The organism is Acinetobacter sp. NBRC 100985 (assembly GCF_000241225.1).
Classification (GTDB): domain Bacteria; phylum Pseudomonadota; class Gammaproteobacteria; order Pseudomonadales; family Moraxellaceae; genus Acinetobacter; species Acinetobacter venetianus.
In genome coordinates, this window is record NZ_BAEB01000028.1 from 37,490 (window position 1) to 55,149 (window position 17,660).

Genomic DNA, 17,660 nt, shown 5'->3' on the forward strand with positions numbered 1-17,660 from the left:
AATTAAGGACTAAATATCTGTTTAAATGCTTTCATTTGACGATATTGTTGCAACTCATCCAAAGAGTTAATACTGTGGCAAAACAAGCTTTGTTTTTGGAATGCCACAGTTTGCGCATGCAACTGCTTGAAACAATCACGCAAACTGAGTTTATTCACTGCAATTTGTTGTTCTAAAACAGCAAGACTTTCCCTTTTTAAGAGACAAAATGGATAAAGTGCATCACCATTCATAGAAACGTAAACTGCCGCTGCTTGCGGGTTTTTCTCTAACATCCGATGCAATTTAGTCAAAACTTGATTCGGAATATAAGTGACATCACATGGTATAAACAGCGCGTGATCCGCTTGTACATGTGACCAAGCACTTTTCATTCCCATTAACGGGCCAAAGAAACCATTTTGATCATCAGAAAAACACTGAATATCAGGTTCTATGCTTTTATAAATCGAATTGTCTCTATGACTATTCACCCAAATATGTTGGACTTCTGGTTTGAACCTTTGACAAATTTTGGAGAGCTGAATCTGATCATCAAACTGTTGCAACAGCTTGTTCATCCCATTCATACGACGTGCTTGCCCTCCTGCCAAGATCACTAGATCAGTAGCAGGAAAATCGATATTCATGCCTCAGCCTCCACTTGACAGGTTTTAATCAAACCGCGAATTTCTGGTAAACATGAACCACAATTTCCACCTGCTTTTAGACATGCAGTCACTTGTTTCTCATGTGTCATATTTTGCGTTTTAATTGCTTCAATAATTTTGTTTTTTCCAACTTTAAAGCAACTACACACCAATGGACCATCATTATTAGCTGCAGACATTGGCATGCCTGCAAGCAAAGCTTTGCGATGCAAGGCACTCAAGCGTTCACGTTTAAATAAACTTGCGACCCAATCACGATCAGGCAACATATCGGATGGCGCAATATAGAGGCTTGCAATCAAAATACCATCTTTCAGAATCACACTATGGCTCATCTGAGCAGAAATATCCTCAATACTCAACCATTCATAGGTTTCATCAATAAAGGGTAAAAAACTTTTCAGGTTTTTCTGCGTTTCATCAAAGTGATGACGATCAGCAATTTCATAACGTAAAGCTTTAGCAATCTTTATCTTAGCCCACCAAGCACAGCTATTCAGTGAAGCTTTAATATGATGCTCAAAACCATCACGAACATAGAGTACACCTTGCCAAGTCGTATGGAACGGTTGAATCGCAACAGGTGTGTGTTTGAATTCAGGTTCACCCGAAATGGCATCGACCACTGGATTGACCACTTTGCCAATTCTAGCATCTGAAGCGACTTGCTCAGTCCAATGAATCGGTGCAAAAATTTGACCACGGCGCACACCTTGCGCCAACGTCACCCGTAGCACGCAACTGCCCCATTCTGAACGCACTTCAACGAGTGCTTTGTCACGGATACCAAATTTTAAAGCATCATTTGGATGGATTTCACAAAATGGTTCTGCACGATGTGTGGTTAAGTTTGCTGATAATCCTGTACGGGTCATGGTATGCCACTGATCACGAATACGACCTGTATTGAGAATAAGCGGATAATCTTCCGAAATCGAATGAACAGGATCAATCGCAACCGTTGGAATCAATTTCGCCTTGCTATTTTTATGACTAAAACGACCTTGATCAAAAAGTTGCTCGACAGCAATACTTTGTCCTTTTTCCCATACAGGCCATTGTGTCGGTTGCAAATGGTCGTAGGCTTCAACTGATAGCTCAGTTAAACCTTTTAAATTAAAATAGCGAAAATTTTCAACTTGATCACGCTGATCAAGGCTTGCATTTTGAAACGCCGACAAAGCTGCATGTTCATTAAAAATGTCACAAGCATTATTAAAGTCAAAGCCTGTAAATCCCAGTTTTTTCGCAACCGCAGAAACCGCCCACCAATCCGCTTTGGCTTGTTTCGGCGAATCTAAAAAGGCACGTTGACGTGAAATACGGCGCTCAGAATTGGTCACCGTGCCATCTTTCTCACCCCAACCAAGTGCTGGTAACAACACATCTGCATACGCTGTGGTATCAGTTTCGGCACAAATATCAGAAACAACCACAAACTCGCATTGGTCTAAGGCACGTTTCACTTGATCCGCATCAGGTAAACTCACCACAGGATTGGTTGCCATAATCCAAATGGCTTTAATTTTGCCACTTTCAACTGCTTTGAATAAATCGACCGCTTTCAATCCTGCATGTGTTGCAATGGTTGGACTTTGCCAAAATTCTTGCACAAGGTTTTGATGCGATGGGTTTTCCAAATCCATATGTGCCGCAAGCATATTGGCTAAACCACCAACTTCACGCCCGCCCATGGCATTCGGTTGACCTGTCATTGAGAATGGCGCTGCGCCCAACTTACCGATTTTCCCCGTCAGTAAATGGCAATTAATAATGCTGTTTGCTTTATTGACCCCTTGAGAAGATTGATTCACGCCCATCGAAAACAGCGTGACTACTTTTTCTGTTTCAGCAAATTTCTCAAAAAAGAGTTGTAATTTTTCAGCTGAAATCCCTGTACGTTTTACAATACTGTCGAAATCTTGTTCGGTTGCGCTTGCGTCTAATAGTGCTTCTAAACCTTCTGTATAGGATTCAACAAAATGATGATCAACATAATCGTTCTGATACAAGTGCTGCAACAAACCATTAAATAAAACAACGTCTTGCCCAGGTAAAATTGGCAAATGTAAATCAGCTTGCTCACAAGTACTGGTAAAACGTGGGTCGACAACCACAATAAATAAATCTGGATTTTTATTTTTAGCCTGCATGATGCGTTGGTACAACACAGGGTGACACCATGCTGTATTAGAGCCAACTAAGACCACCATGTCGGCATATTCAAAATCTTCATAGCTGGCTGGAACGATATCTTCGCCAAAAGCACGCTTATGCGCTGCAACTGCAGAAGACATACATAAGCGTGAATTGGTATCAATATTGGCAGTGCCTAAATATCCTTTAACAAACTTATTTACCACATAATAATCTTCAGTGAGCAACTGCCCAGAGACATAGAAGGCAACGCTATCACGACCATATTGATCAATACATGCCTGAAATTGTGTCGCAATTTTTTCCACCGCAGCATCCCAAGTGGTTGCTTCACGGTGATTTTTACGTCCAAACATTGGACTCAATACACGTGTTTCTAAACCTAAAGTATCAGCTAAACGACTACCTTTAATGCAAAGTCGACCAAAATTAGATGGATGTTCGGCATCACCAGACACTTGAACCGTTGTGCCATGTGCTTTATGTTGCACCTCAACATTGACACCACATCCCACGCCACAATAGGGACAAGTCGTTTTTGTAATGATTTTTTCTACATGATCGGAGCGACTGTGTTCTAAATTTTGAATACTGTTCATGACTGCCCCTCTACCTATTTTCATCTCTGACTGCGTTTCGTATTCGATTTCAGCTTAGGGGATGACTCCCCTAAGCTAAAGATGACTAACCTGCTTTTTTCATTGCAAAATCTTTACCAAACAACAATTTATTTCTAAAACCTGAAATCGGTGTTTGATCGGCAATCAGATCGGCATACCACATACCATCTTCTGTATCACCAAATAGCACCGCACCGATCACATGATCTTTCTGAATGATAATTCGTTTGTAAATTTGACGTTTTTCATCGTTCAAAATGATGTCTTCATAATCTTCTTTCGGCTCAAAATTTCCTGCCGAGAACACATCCACACCACTGACTTTTAACTGTGTCGGTACGGTTGGAGACTTGAACGTCAAGCTGCCATGCTCTGCAAGATGTGTTGCGCAGATAAATGCTTGTCCCCACAACGGTTCAACCAAACCAAAAGTTTGATTACGGTGTTCAATACATTCACCTACCGCGTAGATACTTGGGTCAAAAGTTTGCATGGTGTCATTGACTAAAATACCACGGTTACAGCGTAAGCCTGCACTTTGTGCTAATGCAATATTTGGACGAATACCCACCGCAAACACCACTAAATCAGCGTCTAGTACTGTACCGTCTTTCAAACGAACTTGGCTGACATGACCATCTTTACCGATCAAAGCTTCAGTATTCGCTTCAGTCATGATTTTAATGCCTTTTTGCTCAATGCTATGACGTAACATGCCACTCGCACGGCTATCAAGCTGACGCTCCATAATACGATCCATCAGATGTAGTACTGTCACGTTCATACCACGTTGTACTAGACCATACGCAGCTTCAAGGCCGAGTAAACCTCCACCAATCACCACTGCATTTTTCTTGCTTTGGCTATACTCGATCATGGTATTGACATCATAGATATCACGGAAGCTAATCACACCTTTTAAATCCACGCCTTGGACTGGTGGAATAAATGGTGATGAACCTGTTGCAATAATCAAGCGATCATAATCAACACTTTCACCTTGCTTTGTATGTACAATCTTACGGGTACGGTCAATTTTCACCGCAGGATCATCCGCAATAAATTTAATCCCTTTGTCGCTATACCATGCATGTGGATGCAACATAATGTCATCAATGGTTTTTTCACCTGAAAGCACTGGTGACAACATGATACGGTTGTAATTACCCCATGGTTCTTCACCAATAACGGTCACTTCATAACGATCAGGTGCCATATCTAACAAGTCTTCAAGACAGCGCATACCTGCTAAACCATTGCCAATCAACACCAATTTTAATTTATCTTGTGATGTTCCATTATTGGTGATGTAAGTCTTTTGTGGTGTCGGGTTGACCCATACACGACCATTTTCAATTTTGGTCGGGAACACTAAAAGTTTTTGATCTTTATCTTCCAAACAACGCCCAGTTGCTAGACTGAAATGCTGTTTATAAATCGGTGACGCAATCACGCGCTCACCCTGTAGATCACCAATAATACCGCGAGCCATAACATTCGCTTGGCTGAATGGATCTTTATTACTCAATGCGTAGATACGGTTTTCATTTCCAACACGGAATAAAGCAACGGATTGCCCTTCAATCAAAGCACCGACACCTGTATTCGGTGTAATATCGCTCAAATGGCATACATCTACCCACTGATCATTTGGAAGCATATTCATATCTTTTAAATTGGTCATTTTGATTCTCCTTATGCTTCAACCATTGGGATACGATCAACTGAACGTTCAGCTTCATTTAATGGACGAATTTGATCACGTACTTCTGTAAATTGAATGTATGGATCGGCTTGTTGTTCTGCACTTGCATTGATATAAGTTTGGAAACGTTTACGGATCTCAGGATTTTCAACGGCAGTACGCCATTCATCTTGATATGTTCCAATCACGTGAGACATACGATTTTCAAGTTCTTCAGCAAGTCCTAGAGAATCTTCAACAATCACCGCTTTGAGATAATCTAAGCCACCTTCCATATTGTCACGCCATACGCTGGTACGTTGTAAACGATCTGCGGTTTGAATGTAGAACATAAAGAAACGGTCGATATAGCGAATCAAAGTTTGAGTATCCAAGTCAGAAGCCAAAAGCTCTGCATGACGCGGTTTCATACCACCATTACCGCAGACATATAAATTCCAACCTTTTTCAGTTGCAATCACACCAACATCTTTACCTTGTGCTTCAGCACACTCACGAGTACAGCCTGACACCGCCATTTTCAATTTATGAGGTGAACGTAAGCCCTTATAACGATTTTCTAATTCAATCGCTAAACCGACAGAATCATCCACACCATAACGACACCACGTACTACCGACACATGATTTCACCGTACGTAATGATTTACCGTAAGCATGACCAGACTCAAAGCCAGCGGCATTTAACTCTTCCCAAATAAATGGTAATTCATGTAGTTGCGCACCGAATAAATCGACACGTTGACCACCTGTAATTTTGGTGTATAAGTTATATTTTTTGGCAATTTGCCCCACGGCGATCAGGCCATCTGGTGTGACTTCACCACCCGCCATACGCGGAACAACTGAATAAGAACCATCTTTTTGAATGTTCCCCAAGTAGTAGTCGTTACTGTCTTGTAGACCCGCGTGGCTTGGTTCTAATACAAAGTCATTCCAGCATGATGCTAAAATATTGGCAGTCATTGGCTTACAAATATCACAACCTAGACCATGACCATGTTGTTGAATCAAATCATCAAATGTTTTGATTTCATTGACACGTACTAAGTGATAAATCTCTTGACGTGAATATGGGAAATGCTCACACACATGGTTATTAACGGTTACACCTTGACGTTGTAACTCAGATTTTAAAACTTGTGTCACCAACGGCGCACAACCACCACATGCTGTTGCAGCTTTAGTACATTTCTTTAAAGCACCGAGTGAAGTTGAACCATCACAAATCGCTTGGCAAATATCCGCTTTAGATACGTTATTACATGAGCAAATCGTTGCACTGTCTGGAAGTAAATCAACGCCACTACCGCCTGCTTTCGCACCAGAATCAGCAAAGCCTGGCATGATCAAGCTTTCAGGTGTTTCAGGCAGTGCCAAACCATTCAACATCATTTGCAAAAGGTCGTTATATTCTTTCGCATCACCAACCAGTACAGCACCTAACAGTTTCGTCTTATCAGCATCAACAACAATTTTCTTATAAACCAATGCATCTTCATCAGCAAAGAAATAGCTTAATGAGTTTGGTGTCATACCGTGCGCATCACCAACCGAAGCTACATCTACGCCCATTAACTTCAATTTAGTGCTCATATCGGCACCCGCGAAGCTATGTGTTTCTTCGGCAAGGATATGTTTTGCTGCGATACGGGCCATGTCATAACCCGGCGCAACTAAACCATAAATTTTATTATCCCAAAGCGCACATTCACCAATGGCATACACGTTGTCATTTGAAGTTTGGCAATAATCATTGATTTTAATACCACCGCGCTCACCAATTGCTAAGCCGCTAGAACGTGCCAACTCATCACGTGGACGAATACCTGCTGAGAATAAAATCACATCAGTTTCAAGTTCACTGCCATCAGCAAACTTCATCACATGCGTTGCTTCACTACCTGCCTCAATCGATGAAGTCGCTTTTTGAGTGTGAACTTTAACACCTAGGTTTTCGATTTTACGACGTAAAACTTTACCGCCTAGATCATCGATTTGAACAGCCATTAAACGCGGTGCAAACTCAACCACATGCGTTTCTAAGTTTAAATCGCGTAATGCTTTTGCTGCTTCTAGACCGAGCAAACCACCACCGATTACCACACCTGTTTTAGCATTCAAACTCGCTTCGCGAATTGCGTCTAAATCTTCAATGGTACGATATACAAAACAGTTTTCGCGATCATTACCATCAATTGGAGGAACGAAAGCATAAGAGCCTGTTGCTAAAACCAACTTATCGTAACTAATCACATCACCCATGCTAGTCGTGATCGTTTGATCTGCTGTATCAATGGCAATTGCTTTTGTATTTAGTCTTAAATCAATGCCATGTGCATCCGCGAAATCGAAACGAGCAAGTGACAAATCTTTTGCTGATTTACCAGAGAAGTATTCAGTTAAATGTACACGATCGTATGCGATACGTGGTTCTTCAGCGAGAATTGTGATTTCTAATTCATCATCAGCTTTTTCTAAGATGGCTTCGATGAATTTATGCCCCACCATACCGTGACCAATCATCACTAATTTCATTGTGTTTCTCCTAAAATCTAATCTGGGTTAAGCTGCGCTGTTTTGTTCTGTGCCGCGTTCTAACACTGCTTGTTCGAATAAGCGTTGTTCTTTTTCTTTATGCTCTACCGAAAATCGGATCAGCATGACAGAACTCGCTGCTACCACCACCAAGCCACCTAAAACCATTAAACAAGTTTGAATATCGGGCATTCCTTTCAATAAGAAACCTGCTGCAACTGCTCCCACGTTTCCACCTGCCCCGATAATGCCTGCAACACCACCAAGTGCTTCACGATCAATAAAAGGAACCAATGCATAGGTTGCACCACATGCCATATGGGTAAACAGTGCAAATATAGTCATGCTCAAGATTGCAAGTGCTGCGCTATTCATATGAGAGAACAGCATGAGGAATAAGCCTTCGCCTAAAATGAGAAGGAATAGAACTTTAGTACGTCCATCCAAACCTTTTTTAAGTGCGACTCTATCTGAAAGGATGCCGCCAAGCGCGCGAGCAAATAGTGCAAGTAAACCAAAGATACCCGCCGCTAGACCTGCTTCTTTTAAACCAAAACTGAAATGATCTACGTAGTACATCGCAATAATGTTATGAATAAAGATTTCTATGCCAAAGCATGCTGCATAAGAGAAGAAAAGAATCCATACACGATAGTTACGTGCTGCATGCATCAAGATTGCAAGACCACCTTTTTTGTCGCTACCCACCACAACACCTTGGGCACGAAGCTCTTTGTAATCACCTTGAGGGCAGTCTTGAGTAAATTTCCAGTAAAGTACACCGACAATCAGCATCATCACACCCGGTACAAGCAGTGCAATTCTCCAACCCATCGCTTGCTCAACACCAAACATCACCAATGCAGAAAGCAATAGCGGCATAATCGCTTGTGTCGCACCACCACCCGCATTACCCCAACCTGCTGACGCAGCATTTGCAGTGCCCACAACATTTGGGGCAAACATGACACTGGTATGATATTGAGTAATTACGAAGCTCGCGCCAATTGCGCCGATGAGTAAACGGAAAAATAAGAACGACTCGTAGCTATTCGCTGCTGCAACACCAAAGACAGGAATACTGCCAATCAGTAATAAAGCGGTATACGTTTTACGTGGGCCATATTTGTCACACAGCGGTCCAACAATCAAACGAACAAGAATCGTGATCGCAACTGCTGCAATATTGATATTCGCGATTTGATCTTTGGTTAAATGAAATTCACCTGCAATGACTGGCATCAACGGTGCGCAAGCAAACCAAGCAAAGAAACAAACAAAGAATGCAAGCCAACTGAGGTGAAACGCTCGCATCGCTGGTGCGGAAAAGCTAAAGAGCTTAATTGATGTGGCTTTTTTCGCCGATAAATCTAAAGACATTGCCATCTCCCATACTGAACGTATACTGCTTTGTCGACACATCAAGCTGTGTTAACAAACCGATCAGATCGGACATCGTTGGCCGTCTTACAATTTTAAAAAGTCGTCTTTGACTGAGATTAAATAAGCAAGTGTTATGCCAATTCATGATTGATTTTTAATTAAAAAATTAAATCATTGTTTTTATTATATTTTAATAAAATATCATGGTTTCTATAAATCCTAAAATATGCTTTAACATCATGCACTATGAATAATGGCCTGTTTTATTGCATCCTCACCTATGCTTCAAAAAAACTCTTTTTTTGCACCATAAAGATACACAATCCATCTTTTAAGGATTCCAACATCGATTTTCATTTCATCCTAACCCGAGCAGCGATACAATAAAGCGCATAAACAACAAGTCTATAAAGGAATTGCACCGATTAAGAATTTCTTTATGGCACTAATATTGCTTCAAAAACAATGCTTACGGCACATTCATGTGCTCATATCTATAGATTGACCTTTATACTTATGCCGAAACTCAAAATCGCACTCATTGACGATGATCAGGCTCGAGCGGAATACATTAAGACCAGTTTAATTCAACATGACTTTGATGTAGTTGCTTGCTTTACACTCGATCACCTGAATATTTTTAAATTAGAACATCTTCAAGCAGACGTAATTCTGCTTGATATGGATCACCCACATCGTGATGTCATTGAAAGCTGTGTGAGTAACTTTGACTTACCTACTGTCCTCTTCACCAAAAACACAGATAAAGATACCATCAAACAAGCTGTCGATGCGGGGATCACAGCCTATATCGTTGATGGTATCGACCCAAGTCGTTTGCATACCATTTTAGATATTTCTATTGAACAATTTAAAAAGCACAAGAAACTCGAATGTGATCTCAGAGATGCAAAAACTAAACTTGCAGATCGTAAAGATGTAGAAAAAGCCAAAGTTCTACTCATGCAATTGCATGGATTGACTGAAGACACTGCATTCCAGTTACTACGCAAAAATGCAATGAGTCATCGTATGACGATTGGTGAAATGGCACGTCGTCTGCTTGATGCCCAAGAATTGTTAAATAATCAAATAAAGGATGAATAGATGAGCCATTCAGTTGAATTAGGAAACTTAGAAAAAACCGAATTGCAACTTGGTTATATTCCTTTGCTTGATTGTGCCGCGTTATTGTGGGCAAAACATCGAGGCTTTTTCCAAGAAGTTGGGCTAGAGGTCACATTAGTCAAAGAAGCATCATGGGCAAGTCTCCGTGACCGTCTTGCCTTTGGCTTATTAGATGCTGCACATTGTTTATCCGCAATGTTACCTGCTGCTGCAATCGGTGCAGATCAAATTGGCATCCCTTTACAAACACCTTTAGTTTTAAGTGAAAACCGTGCATTTATTAGCTTAAGTCAAAAACTATGTTTTGAACTCGACATACAAAAGCAAGACTCTGCACAAGTTACTGCAAACAAATTGGTTGGTTATATCAAACAGCAAAATCCAGTGTCTTTAGCGCATGTATTCAAACATTCGATCCATCATTATTGTTTGAGAGAATGGTTAGCACTTGCTGATGCAGAACTTGCCCATACGATCAAAGTGAAAACCTTACCACCTCCGTATATGGTTGAAGCTCTGAGTAATCATTTAATTGATGGCTTTTGTGTAGGAGAACCTTGGAATACTCAAGCTGAGTTACAAGGTCTCAGCCATATCGTTTGTTCAAGTCAACAAGTTGCGCCAAATGTCGCTGATAAAGTACTTGCTGTGACTCAAGAATGGGCTGCTCAGAATCCAAATACACTCATTGCATTAAGCAGCGCCATTTTGAAAGCTCAACGAGAACTTCAAGTCTTAGAGGATTTCAGTCCTGTTTGGGAGCTTTTGACAGAATTTGATGTCATACAATTCAATTGCTCAGCTGATGTACATGTTGAAAAGTTTTATACCATCCAAAATATCATTCGGAATTTTGTGCAAAATACGGCTGAACCTAAAAACAGTGATTTCGAATGGCTTTTTCAACAAATGCAAAAGTGGAACAGTTCAAATGACCGAGCAGCATCCTATGAAATTCAAGCATCTAGTTGTCTTTTGCTAGATACTTACACTGCTGCAATTTCAATGACAAAATAAAAAAAGCTGTCTGTGTAAAAAGACAGCTCAAAAATTAAGAATGACGTGCATTCATCATCAACAAGTCCTGAGTAATAATGATTTTAAATGATTAAACTTAACTTTTTCAGACAATTTTATGTCATTAATCGCCACCCGAAATGACACAATTCATGCTTTTTTGCCAATCGCTAAGCACAGCAAATTGAATAAAGAGCAAACAACGACCTGAATCGAAAATGATTAACAATAAAGACTTGTATAAACCATAAAGACTATAAGGATATTTCATGTATTCGAACGCAAATAACAGAATGACTCGTGTAAAACTAATGCTTACTCGCCAACAAGAACCATCGACTAAAAACATAAAAAACAGTTATTTATGCTTAAATTATTCGACTAATTACCTATTCCATTTTTTTTACAAAATGAATAATTTAGTCCACTAGTTAGTACGTCTAATCATCACTAAAAATAGCGATTCATTTTTTTTGACTTCCGAGTTACACAAATCACCTCTACGAAATAAGGGATTTCAGTTTAAAATATTCAAAAAGCAAAATATCTAAAAATTTGTCATTTTTTAACATTGCCAATTCCTTGCAAAGTTTTCATTATATGCACCATGCTTGGTATGCAAATTTCTTCACTGATTAAAACAAATTATAAAAAAAATGCAGAATTTTGTGCCATAATAAGCAAACTTTGCAGACATCTTGCAAAAAACTTTTGCAGATTTAAAATTGGAGCAGGCTGAATGAGCTCAACCATTTTGGTGATTCACGGACCGAATTTGAACTTGCTAGGAAAGCGCGAACCAGAGGTATATGGTTATCTCACTTTAGATGATATTAACCAACAACTCACTGCTCAAGCTCAAAATGCATCTTTAACCCTAGATACTTTTCAAAGCAATTGGGAAGGTGCGATTGTAGATCGCATTCATCAAGCGCAAAACGATGGGGTAAAATTTATTATTATCAACCCTGCTGCGCTAACACATACCTCAGTTGCTGTACGTGATGCCCTTCTCGGCGTTGCGATTCCATTTATTGAAGTTCATTTGTCAAATGTTCACGCACGTGAGGCATTTCGTCATCACTCATATTTATCAGATAAAGCCATCGGCGTGATTTGTGGCTTAGGTGCTAAGGGTTACTCCTTCGCACTCGATTACGCTATCGAAAAAATTCAATCTTCTAACTAATTTATACATTTGCAGGAATGCTCACTCATGGATATCCGTAAAATCAAGAAACTCATCGACTTGATGATTGAATCTGACTTACAGGCGATTGAAGTTAAGGAAGGTGATCAATCCATCTCATTAACTCGTCCAACACCAGTTTATGCTGCTCCAGTCGCTGCTGCTCCTACAGCTACAGCGCCTGCTGCACCTGCTGCAAAAACACCACGTGGCGCAGTAGAAACCTCACCAATGGTTGGTGTGTTCTACGCAGCTCCAAGCCCTGGTGAAGCACCGTTTGTAAATGTAGGTCAAACTGTTTCAGCGGGTGAAACGCTTGGTATCATCGAAGCAATGAAGATCATGAACCCAATTGAAGCAACTCAAAGTGGCGTAATTGAAGAAATTCTAGTGAAAAATGGCGAAGTCATTCAATTTGGTCAGCCACTTTTCCGCTACCGTGCTTAATCAGTTTGGGGATTTCTATGTTGCAAAAAGTATTAATTGCAAACCGTGGTGAAATCGCTTTACGCATTACGCGGGCTTGCAAAACTCTTGGCATTAAAACTGTTGGTATTTATTCTGATGCCGATAAAGACTTGATGCATTTACGCTTTGTTGATGAAGCAGTATGTATCGGGCCGGGTGCAAGTAGCGAAAGCTATTTAAATATTCCTGCAATTATTACTGCTGCAGAAATTACAGGTGCTGATGCCATCCACCCGGGTTATGGTTTCTTATCTGAAAATGCTGAATTTGCTGAAATTGTAGAAAATTCAGGTTTTATTTTCATTGGTCCACGTCCTGAACATATTCGCCTTATGGGCAATAAAGTATCAGCGATTATTGCGATGAAAAAGGCAGGTGTACCGACAGTACCTGGATGTGACCATGCCGTAACGATCAATAATGCACTTGCTGAAGCCAAAGAAATCGGCTTTCCATTAATCGTTAAAGCAGCCGCTGGTGGTGGTGGTCGTGGTATGCGTATTGTTGAACGTGTCGATACGCTTCTCGAATCAGTTCAAGCCGCTCAACGTGATGCTGAGATGTGGTTCGGTGATGATACCGTGTATATGGAACGCTTCTTACAGAAGCCTCGCCATGTCGAAGTACAGGTATTAGGTGATGGTAATGGTCACGCGATTCATTTATATGATCGAGACTGTTCTTTACAACGTCGTCATCAAAAAGTGTTAGAAGAAGCGCCTGCACCAAACCTACCAGAACAAGCACGTGCAGATATTTTAGAAGCATGTGTAAATGCTTGTAAATTGATGCAATATCGTGGTGCAGGTACGTTTGAATTTTTATTTGAAGAAGGTGAATTCTTCTTCATTGAAATGAACACGCGTGTTCAGGTTGAGCATCCAGTCACTGAAATGGTGACAGGTGTTGATATTATTGAACAGCAACTTCGTATTGCTGCTGGTTTAGGCTTAGAACTTGAACAAGATCAAATCGAAGTTAAAGGTCATGCGATTGAATGCCGTATTAATGCAGAAGACCCAACGACCTTCTTACCTTCACCCGGTAAAATCGAGAGCTTCTATGCTCCAGGCGGTGCTGGCATACGTTTAGACTCTCATATTTATCAGGGTTATAGCATTCCGCCATACTACGATTCGATGATTGCTAAATTGATTTCATATGGTAAAGATCGTGAAACATCTTTATCTCGTATGCGTCAAGCTTTAGATGAAATGATTTTGACCGGTATTAAAACCAATATTCCATTACACAAAGACTTAATCTTAAAAGATAAAAACTTTTGTGAACAAGCAATGGATATTCACTATCTAGAAAAACATTTGCTCAAACAGCTCGAACCACAAGCTGAGAAAGCATAAATAAAAAAGCCTCTTAATTTAAGAGGCTTTTTTATATCTAGAAAATATTATGGTAAAACTCGGCGTAACGTTGCAAAGCACTTGTCGCCTTTTTCATTGGCACAGAAATCAATCGTATGCTCATTTTCCCATTTCACGAAATATTGTGAAACTTCACCAGTTTGATCTTGCTGTTGACCTGAACAATCAACTTCATTGTTGTCATATTTGATCTGTAAAATCAGAGCTGGTAATCGCTCTTTATGATCGTCAGAAGGTTGATAATCATAGAGACCATAAGTCCATTCTTTACCGCTTTTGATAACGACATCGCTCATACCACGGAAGTTATAGTACTCTACACATTTTTTATTATTTGCGATTTCCATTCCCCACAGCCCCATAATTTCAGGTCGAGTAATGACGCGAATTGCATTTGCCTTAGCTGCTTGTTGCGCTGTTGCTGTATTTGTCACTGTCTCTGCCATCGTCCATGTCGAGCAGGCACATAATAATCCAATAATATAAATATTTTTCATAGATTTAATTAAGTCGTCTTCTAAAACGTTCCATGGCCTTAACTTAGCATATTTTTTAAGAAAAACACTTAATCATAACCATATAAACACAATATTTTTGTCGGACGATTTATTTGATTGTGATCTAATTTTTTTAAGGTATTCTTGATGATTAAAATTATTTCTTTGTACTTTATAAAAATTTAGCTGAAGGGATAGAGGCTATGAAATTTTCTGAATACATCCAATACGACGGTTTAGGTTTAGCTCAGTTGATCAAGCAAAAGCAAGTTCATCCTTCTGAGTTATTGGAAATCGCATTAGAACGTACAGCTCTAGTTAACCCAAAGCTTAATGCAGTCATTATTCCAATGTATGAGCAAGCAAAACATCGTGCTCATCAATCTAAATCAGGTATGTTCGCTGGTGTTCCCTTTCTGGTCAAAGACTTATTTCAAGAATATCAAGGTATTCCAACCTCGTACGGAAGCCAAGCACTCAAAAATATAAACTATACACCTGATTTTAATGCTGAAATTGTCAATCGTTGGGAAGAAACAGGTATTATTACATTCGGCCGTACCAATACGCCTGAGTTTGGGATCAAAGGCATTACTGAACCTGATGCTTGGGGTACTTGTCATAACCCTTGGAACTTAAAACATAATAGTGGTGGCTCTTCTGGCGGTTCAGCATCGGCTGTTGCTGGTGGTTTAGTTCCAATTGCAGGCGCTGGTGATGGTGGCGGTTCAATTCGTATTCCAGCATCTTATTGTGGTTTATTCGGTTTGAAACCGAGCCGAGGACGTACGCCTTGGGGGCCACAATATAGTGAAGCGATGCATGGTGCTGCAATGCAGCACGTCTTGAGTAAAACGGTTCGAGACTGTGCGGCTATGTTAGATGCAGTACAAGGTCCAGAACAAACTTCGCTATTTAAAATTGAAGCACCAACCCAGAAATATTTAGATGTCATTCAACAAACACCTAAAAAATTAAGAATTGCATTTAATACTGCATCACCGATTGGCACTAAAGTATCTAAGGATGCGATTCAAGCCGTTCATCAAACAGCAAAGCTTTTGGAATCATTGGGACATATTGTGGTTGAGGATCGCCCACAAATTGATGGAATGGCATTAGCAAAAGATTTTGTCACAACTTGGTTTAGCCAATTCTCTTATATGCAAGCACAAATTAAGCAAATGTCAGGTGCAACAGATCATGATTTTGAACTTGACTCTGTTGCCTTGGCTGCTTTTGGGGCTAAAACCACTGCAACAGAATATATTCATACTTTGAATAATTGGGGACACTACAGTACTCAAATGAATCTTTTCTTTGAGCAATATGACTTATATTTAACACCAACCACCGCTTCGGTTGCCCCGAAAAATGGAGAAGTCGCAACCCCTGCTTGGCAAAAGCCAATTTTAAAAGGTCTATTAAAAGTCGGAAAAGCACATTATCTAGCTCAAGGAAAGCTTGTTGAGCAAATGGTGAGAGATAATTTAAGCTGGGTTCCATTTACGCAACTTGCCAATGTAACGGGTTTACCTGCTATGTCTGTCCCACTCTATTGGAATAAAAATGGCTTACCTTTAGGAAGTCAATTCATTGCACCTTTTGGTCGAGAAGATCGTTTACTGCAACTTGCTGCTCAGCTTGAACAGGCACAACCTTGGATGCCAGAATATCAAAAGATAAAAATCTAAATGATCATTAGGCTGTTGTTTCAACTTGATTCGGCAGCCAAATTACCAACATCAAGCCCAATAGCACGACGATACTCGCACAGAGAAATATCGTCGAGCCTGAAAAAATCTGCCAATAATGTCCCGCTAATAAACTACCTGATGCGACGCCTAATCCCCACATCGTGCTATAGAGTGCTTGACCACGTCCCTGCTGTTCTGCTGAAAAGTTTTGGAATATAACTTTCATTGCAATCAAATGGAATAAGCCAAAACTAAATGCATGTAAACATTGTGCAAGAAGTTGTCCTATAAAATTAGCTTCAAGCATTCCCACTAAAAACCAACGCAAACTCGTAAGTAGCAGACAAATGATAACCAGTGATCGCCATGAGAATCGAGTAAAAAAGACTTTTTGAGCGATCGCAAACATGACAATTTCAGCAATAACGCCTGTCGCCCATAATGAGCCGATCTGTGTAGTACTAAACCCAATTTCTTTCAGAAAATTACTATAAAAACTGTAAAATGGTGCTTGTGAAAAAAGCAAAATAAATTCAATTGTGAAAAATGCCGCAATCATCGGCTTTTTTAAAATCGGCAATAACGGTTCTAATTTTCTTTGTGAGCTTGGCGCATGTTCTGGCTCTTTAATGCTAAAAGACCATAAAAAGGCTAAAAATGAAACGGATAACAGTAAAATCGGTAACATTGAAATGGGAATAATTTCTAACAATGCTCCTATCGCAAATACACCTACAATGAAACCCACAGAACCCCATTTACGTACTTTTCCATACAGCTCAGCTCTCTTTTCGCCTAACCAAAATAAAGTAACCCCTTCAAATTGTGCCAAAATTGCATTTTGAAAAAAGCTAAAAATCAGCATCAGTAAAGCCACGGATTGAAAACTATTTGGAATAATAAAAATTGCAAACCAAATACAGGCTTCCATCCAAGTTGCAACTCGAACCAAAAGCATTCTTTTACCTGATTTATCTGCAACCCAACCCCAAATAAATGGCGCAAAAAAACGAGTAATGATTGCAATCGAAGATAAAATACCGATTTCTTGATAATTAAAACCTTGATCTTGTAGATAAAGATTCCAATAAGGCATGAACGTGCCAACAATTGAATAGTAGAAAAAGTAAAAACCACCAAGTCGGGTTTTAATATTCAATGATTGCAACAATTTAAGAAACCCTTTGGTGGCTTAATGCCAAGCTGAAAAGAGATGAGATATTTTTATAA

13 protein-coding genes are annotated in these 17,660 nt (G+C 39.9%); 6 read left to right on the forward strand and 7 right to left on the reverse strand.

The genetic code is table 11. The annotated features are described in order from the left end of the window. Window positions 1-2 precede the first annotated feature (2 nt). The 5 genes from ACT4_RS11025 to ACT4_RS11045 form a co-directional block, all read right to left on the reverse strand. Window positions 3-629 (reverse strand): molybdenum cofactor guanylyltransferase, encoded by a 627-nt coding sequence (locus ACT4_RS11025; protein ID WP_007482284.1) that lies wholly within the window; start codon window positions 627-629, stop codon window positions 3-5. Next, on the reverse strand, window positions 626-3,406 hold the full coding sequence (locus tag ACT4_RS11030; protein WP_007482286.1) for a nitrate reductase: 2,781 nt from the start codon (window positions 3,404-3,406) through the stop codon (window positions 626-628). Before ACT4_RS11030 ends, ACT4_RS11025 begins: the two co-directional genes overlap by 4 nt. Before the next feature lie 85 nt (window positions 3,407-3,491). Further along, window positions 3,492-5,111: a nitrite reductase small subunit NirD gene (gene nirD, locus ACT4_RS11035; protein ID WP_007482289.1), complete on the reverse strand. Its 1,620-nt coding sequence runs from the start codon at window positions 5,109-5,111 to the stop codon at window positions 3,492-3,494. Between the two features lie 11 nt (window positions 5,112-5,122). Next, window positions 5,123-7,669, reverse strand: coding sequence for a nitrite reductase large subunit NirB (gene nirB / locus ACT4_RS11040; protein ID WP_007482290.1), 2,547 nt, complete (start codon window positions 7,667-7,669; stop codon window positions 5,123-5,125). A 27-nt stretch (window positions 7,670-7,696) separates the two neighbouring features. After that, a complete protein-coding gene (locus tag ACT4_RS11045) occupies window positions 7,697-9,049 on the reverse strand; it encodes an MFS transporter (protein ID WP_007482292.1) in 1,353 nt (450 codons plus the stop codon). Between the two features lie 519 nt (window positions 9,050-9,568). On the opposite strand from ACT4_RS11045, the gene ACT4_RS11050 reads away from it, so the two are divergent. The 5 genes from ACT4_RS11050 to accC all read left to right on the forward strand — a co-directional run bounded on the left by ACT4_RS11050 (window position 9,569) and on the right by accC (window position 14,215). Next, window positions 9,569-10,159 carry an ANTAR domain-containing response regulator gene (locus ACT4_RS11050; protein WP_004879286.1) on the forward strand — a complete coding sequence of 197 codons (591 nt, stop codon included), beginning with the start codon at window positions 9,569-9,571 and terminating at the stop codon, window positions 10,157-10,159. Then, window positions 10,160-11,197, forward strand: coding sequence for an ABC transporter substrate-binding protein (locus ACT4_RS11055; RefSeq protein ID WP_007482294.1), 1,038 nt, complete (start codon window positions 10,160-10,162; stop codon window positions 11,195-11,197). A 739-nt stretch (window positions 11,198-11,936) separates the two neighbouring features. Then, window positions 11,937-12,386 carry a type II 3-dehydroquinate dehydratase gene (gene aroQ, locus ACT4_RS11065; RefSeq protein WP_004879281.1) on the forward strand — a complete coding sequence of 150 codons (450 nt, stop codon included), beginning with the start codon at window positions 11,937-11,939 and terminating at the stop codon, window positions 12,384-12,386. Window positions 12,387-12,413: 27 nt separating this feature from the next. Continuing rightward, window positions 12,414-12,833, forward strand: coding sequence for an acetyl-CoA carboxylase biotin carboxyl carrier protein (gene accB / locus ACT4_RS11070; protein WP_004879279.1), 420 nt, complete (start codon window positions 12,414-12,416; stop codon window positions 12,831-12,833). Window positions 12,834-12,850: 17 nt separating this feature from the next. Then, complete coding sequence (gene accC / locus ACT4_RS11075; protein ID WP_004879277.1) at window positions 12,851-14,215, forward strand: acetyl-CoA carboxylase biotin carboxylase subunit; 1,365 nt, start codon at window positions 12,851-12,853, stop codon at window positions 14,213-14,215. 47 nt (window positions 14,216-14,262) lie between these two features. On the opposite strand, the gene ACT4_RS11080 is transcribed toward accC, so the two are convergent. Next, window positions 14,263-14,733 carry a hypothetical protein gene (locus tag ACT4_RS11080; RefSeq protein ID WP_004879275.1) on the reverse strand — a complete coding sequence of 157 codons (471 nt, stop codon included), beginning with the start codon at window positions 14,731-14,733 and terminating at the stop codon, window positions 14,263-14,265. 203 nt (window positions 14,734-14,936) lie between these two features. Between ACT4_RS11080 and ACT4_RS11085 the strand changes: the two genes are divergently transcribed. Beyond that, window positions 14,937-16,427 (forward strand): amidase, encoded by a 1,491-nt coding sequence (locus tag ACT4_RS11085; protein ID WP_007482299.1) that lies wholly within the window; start codon window positions 14,937-14,939, stop codon window positions 16,425-16,427. A 7-nt stretch (window positions 16,428-16,434) separates the two neighbouring features. Here ACT4_RS11085 and ACT4_RS11090 read toward each other — a convergent pair whose 3' ends face one another. Further along, window positions 16,435-17,601: an MFS transporter gene (locus tag ACT4_RS11090; protein ID WP_007482301.1), complete on the reverse strand. Its 1,167-nt coding sequence runs from the start codon at window positions 17,599-17,601 to the stop codon at window positions 16,435-16,437. Window positions 17,602-17,660: the final 59 nt, after the last annotated feature.

Coding starts and splice junctions, on each gene's coding strand:
- ACT4_RS11030 (WP_007482286.1), bottom strand. CDS start 3,406: ATGAACAGTATTCAAAATTTAGAACACAGTCGCTCCGATCATGTAGAA.
- accB (WP_004879279.1), top strand. CDS start 12,414: ATGGATATCCGTAAAATCAAGAAACTCATCGACTTGATGATTGAATCT.
- ACT4_RS11080 (WP_004879275.1), bottom strand. CDS start 14,733: ATGAAAAATATTTATATTATTGGATTATTATGTGCCTGCTCGACATGG.
- nirD (WP_007482289.1), bottom strand. CDS start 5,111: ATGACCAATTTAAAAGATATGAATATGCTTCCAAATGATCAGTGGGTA.
- nirB (WP_007482290.1), bottom strand. CDS start 7,669: ATGAAATTAGTGATGATTGGTCACGGTATGGTGGGGCATAAATTCATC.
- ACT4_RS11055 (WP_007482294.1), top strand. CDS start 10,160: ATGAGCCATTCAGTTGAATTAGGAAACTTAGAAAAAACCGAATTGCAA.
- ACT4_RS11050 (WP_004879286.1), top strand. CDS start 9,569: ATGCCGAAACTCAAAATCGCACTCATTGACGATGATCAGGCTCGAGCG.
- ACT4_RS11045 (WP_007482292.1), bottom strand. CDS start 9,049: ATGTCTTTAGATTTATCGGCGAAAAAAGCCACATCAATTAAGCTCTTT.
- accC (WP_004879277.1), top strand. CDS start 12,851: ATGTTGCAAAAAGTATTAATTGCAAACCGTGGTGAAATCGCTTTACGC.
- aroQ (WP_004879281.1), top strand. CDS start 11,937: ATGAGCTCAACCATTTTGGTGATTCACGGACCGAATTTGAACTTGCTA.
- ACT4_RS11025 (WP_007482284.1), bottom strand. CDS start 629: ATGAATATCGATTTTCCTGCTACTGATCTAGTGATCTTGGCAGGAGGG.
- ACT4_RS11085 (WP_007482299.1), top strand. CDS start 14,937: ATGAAATTTTCTGAATACATCCAATACGACGGTTTAGGTTTAGCTCAG.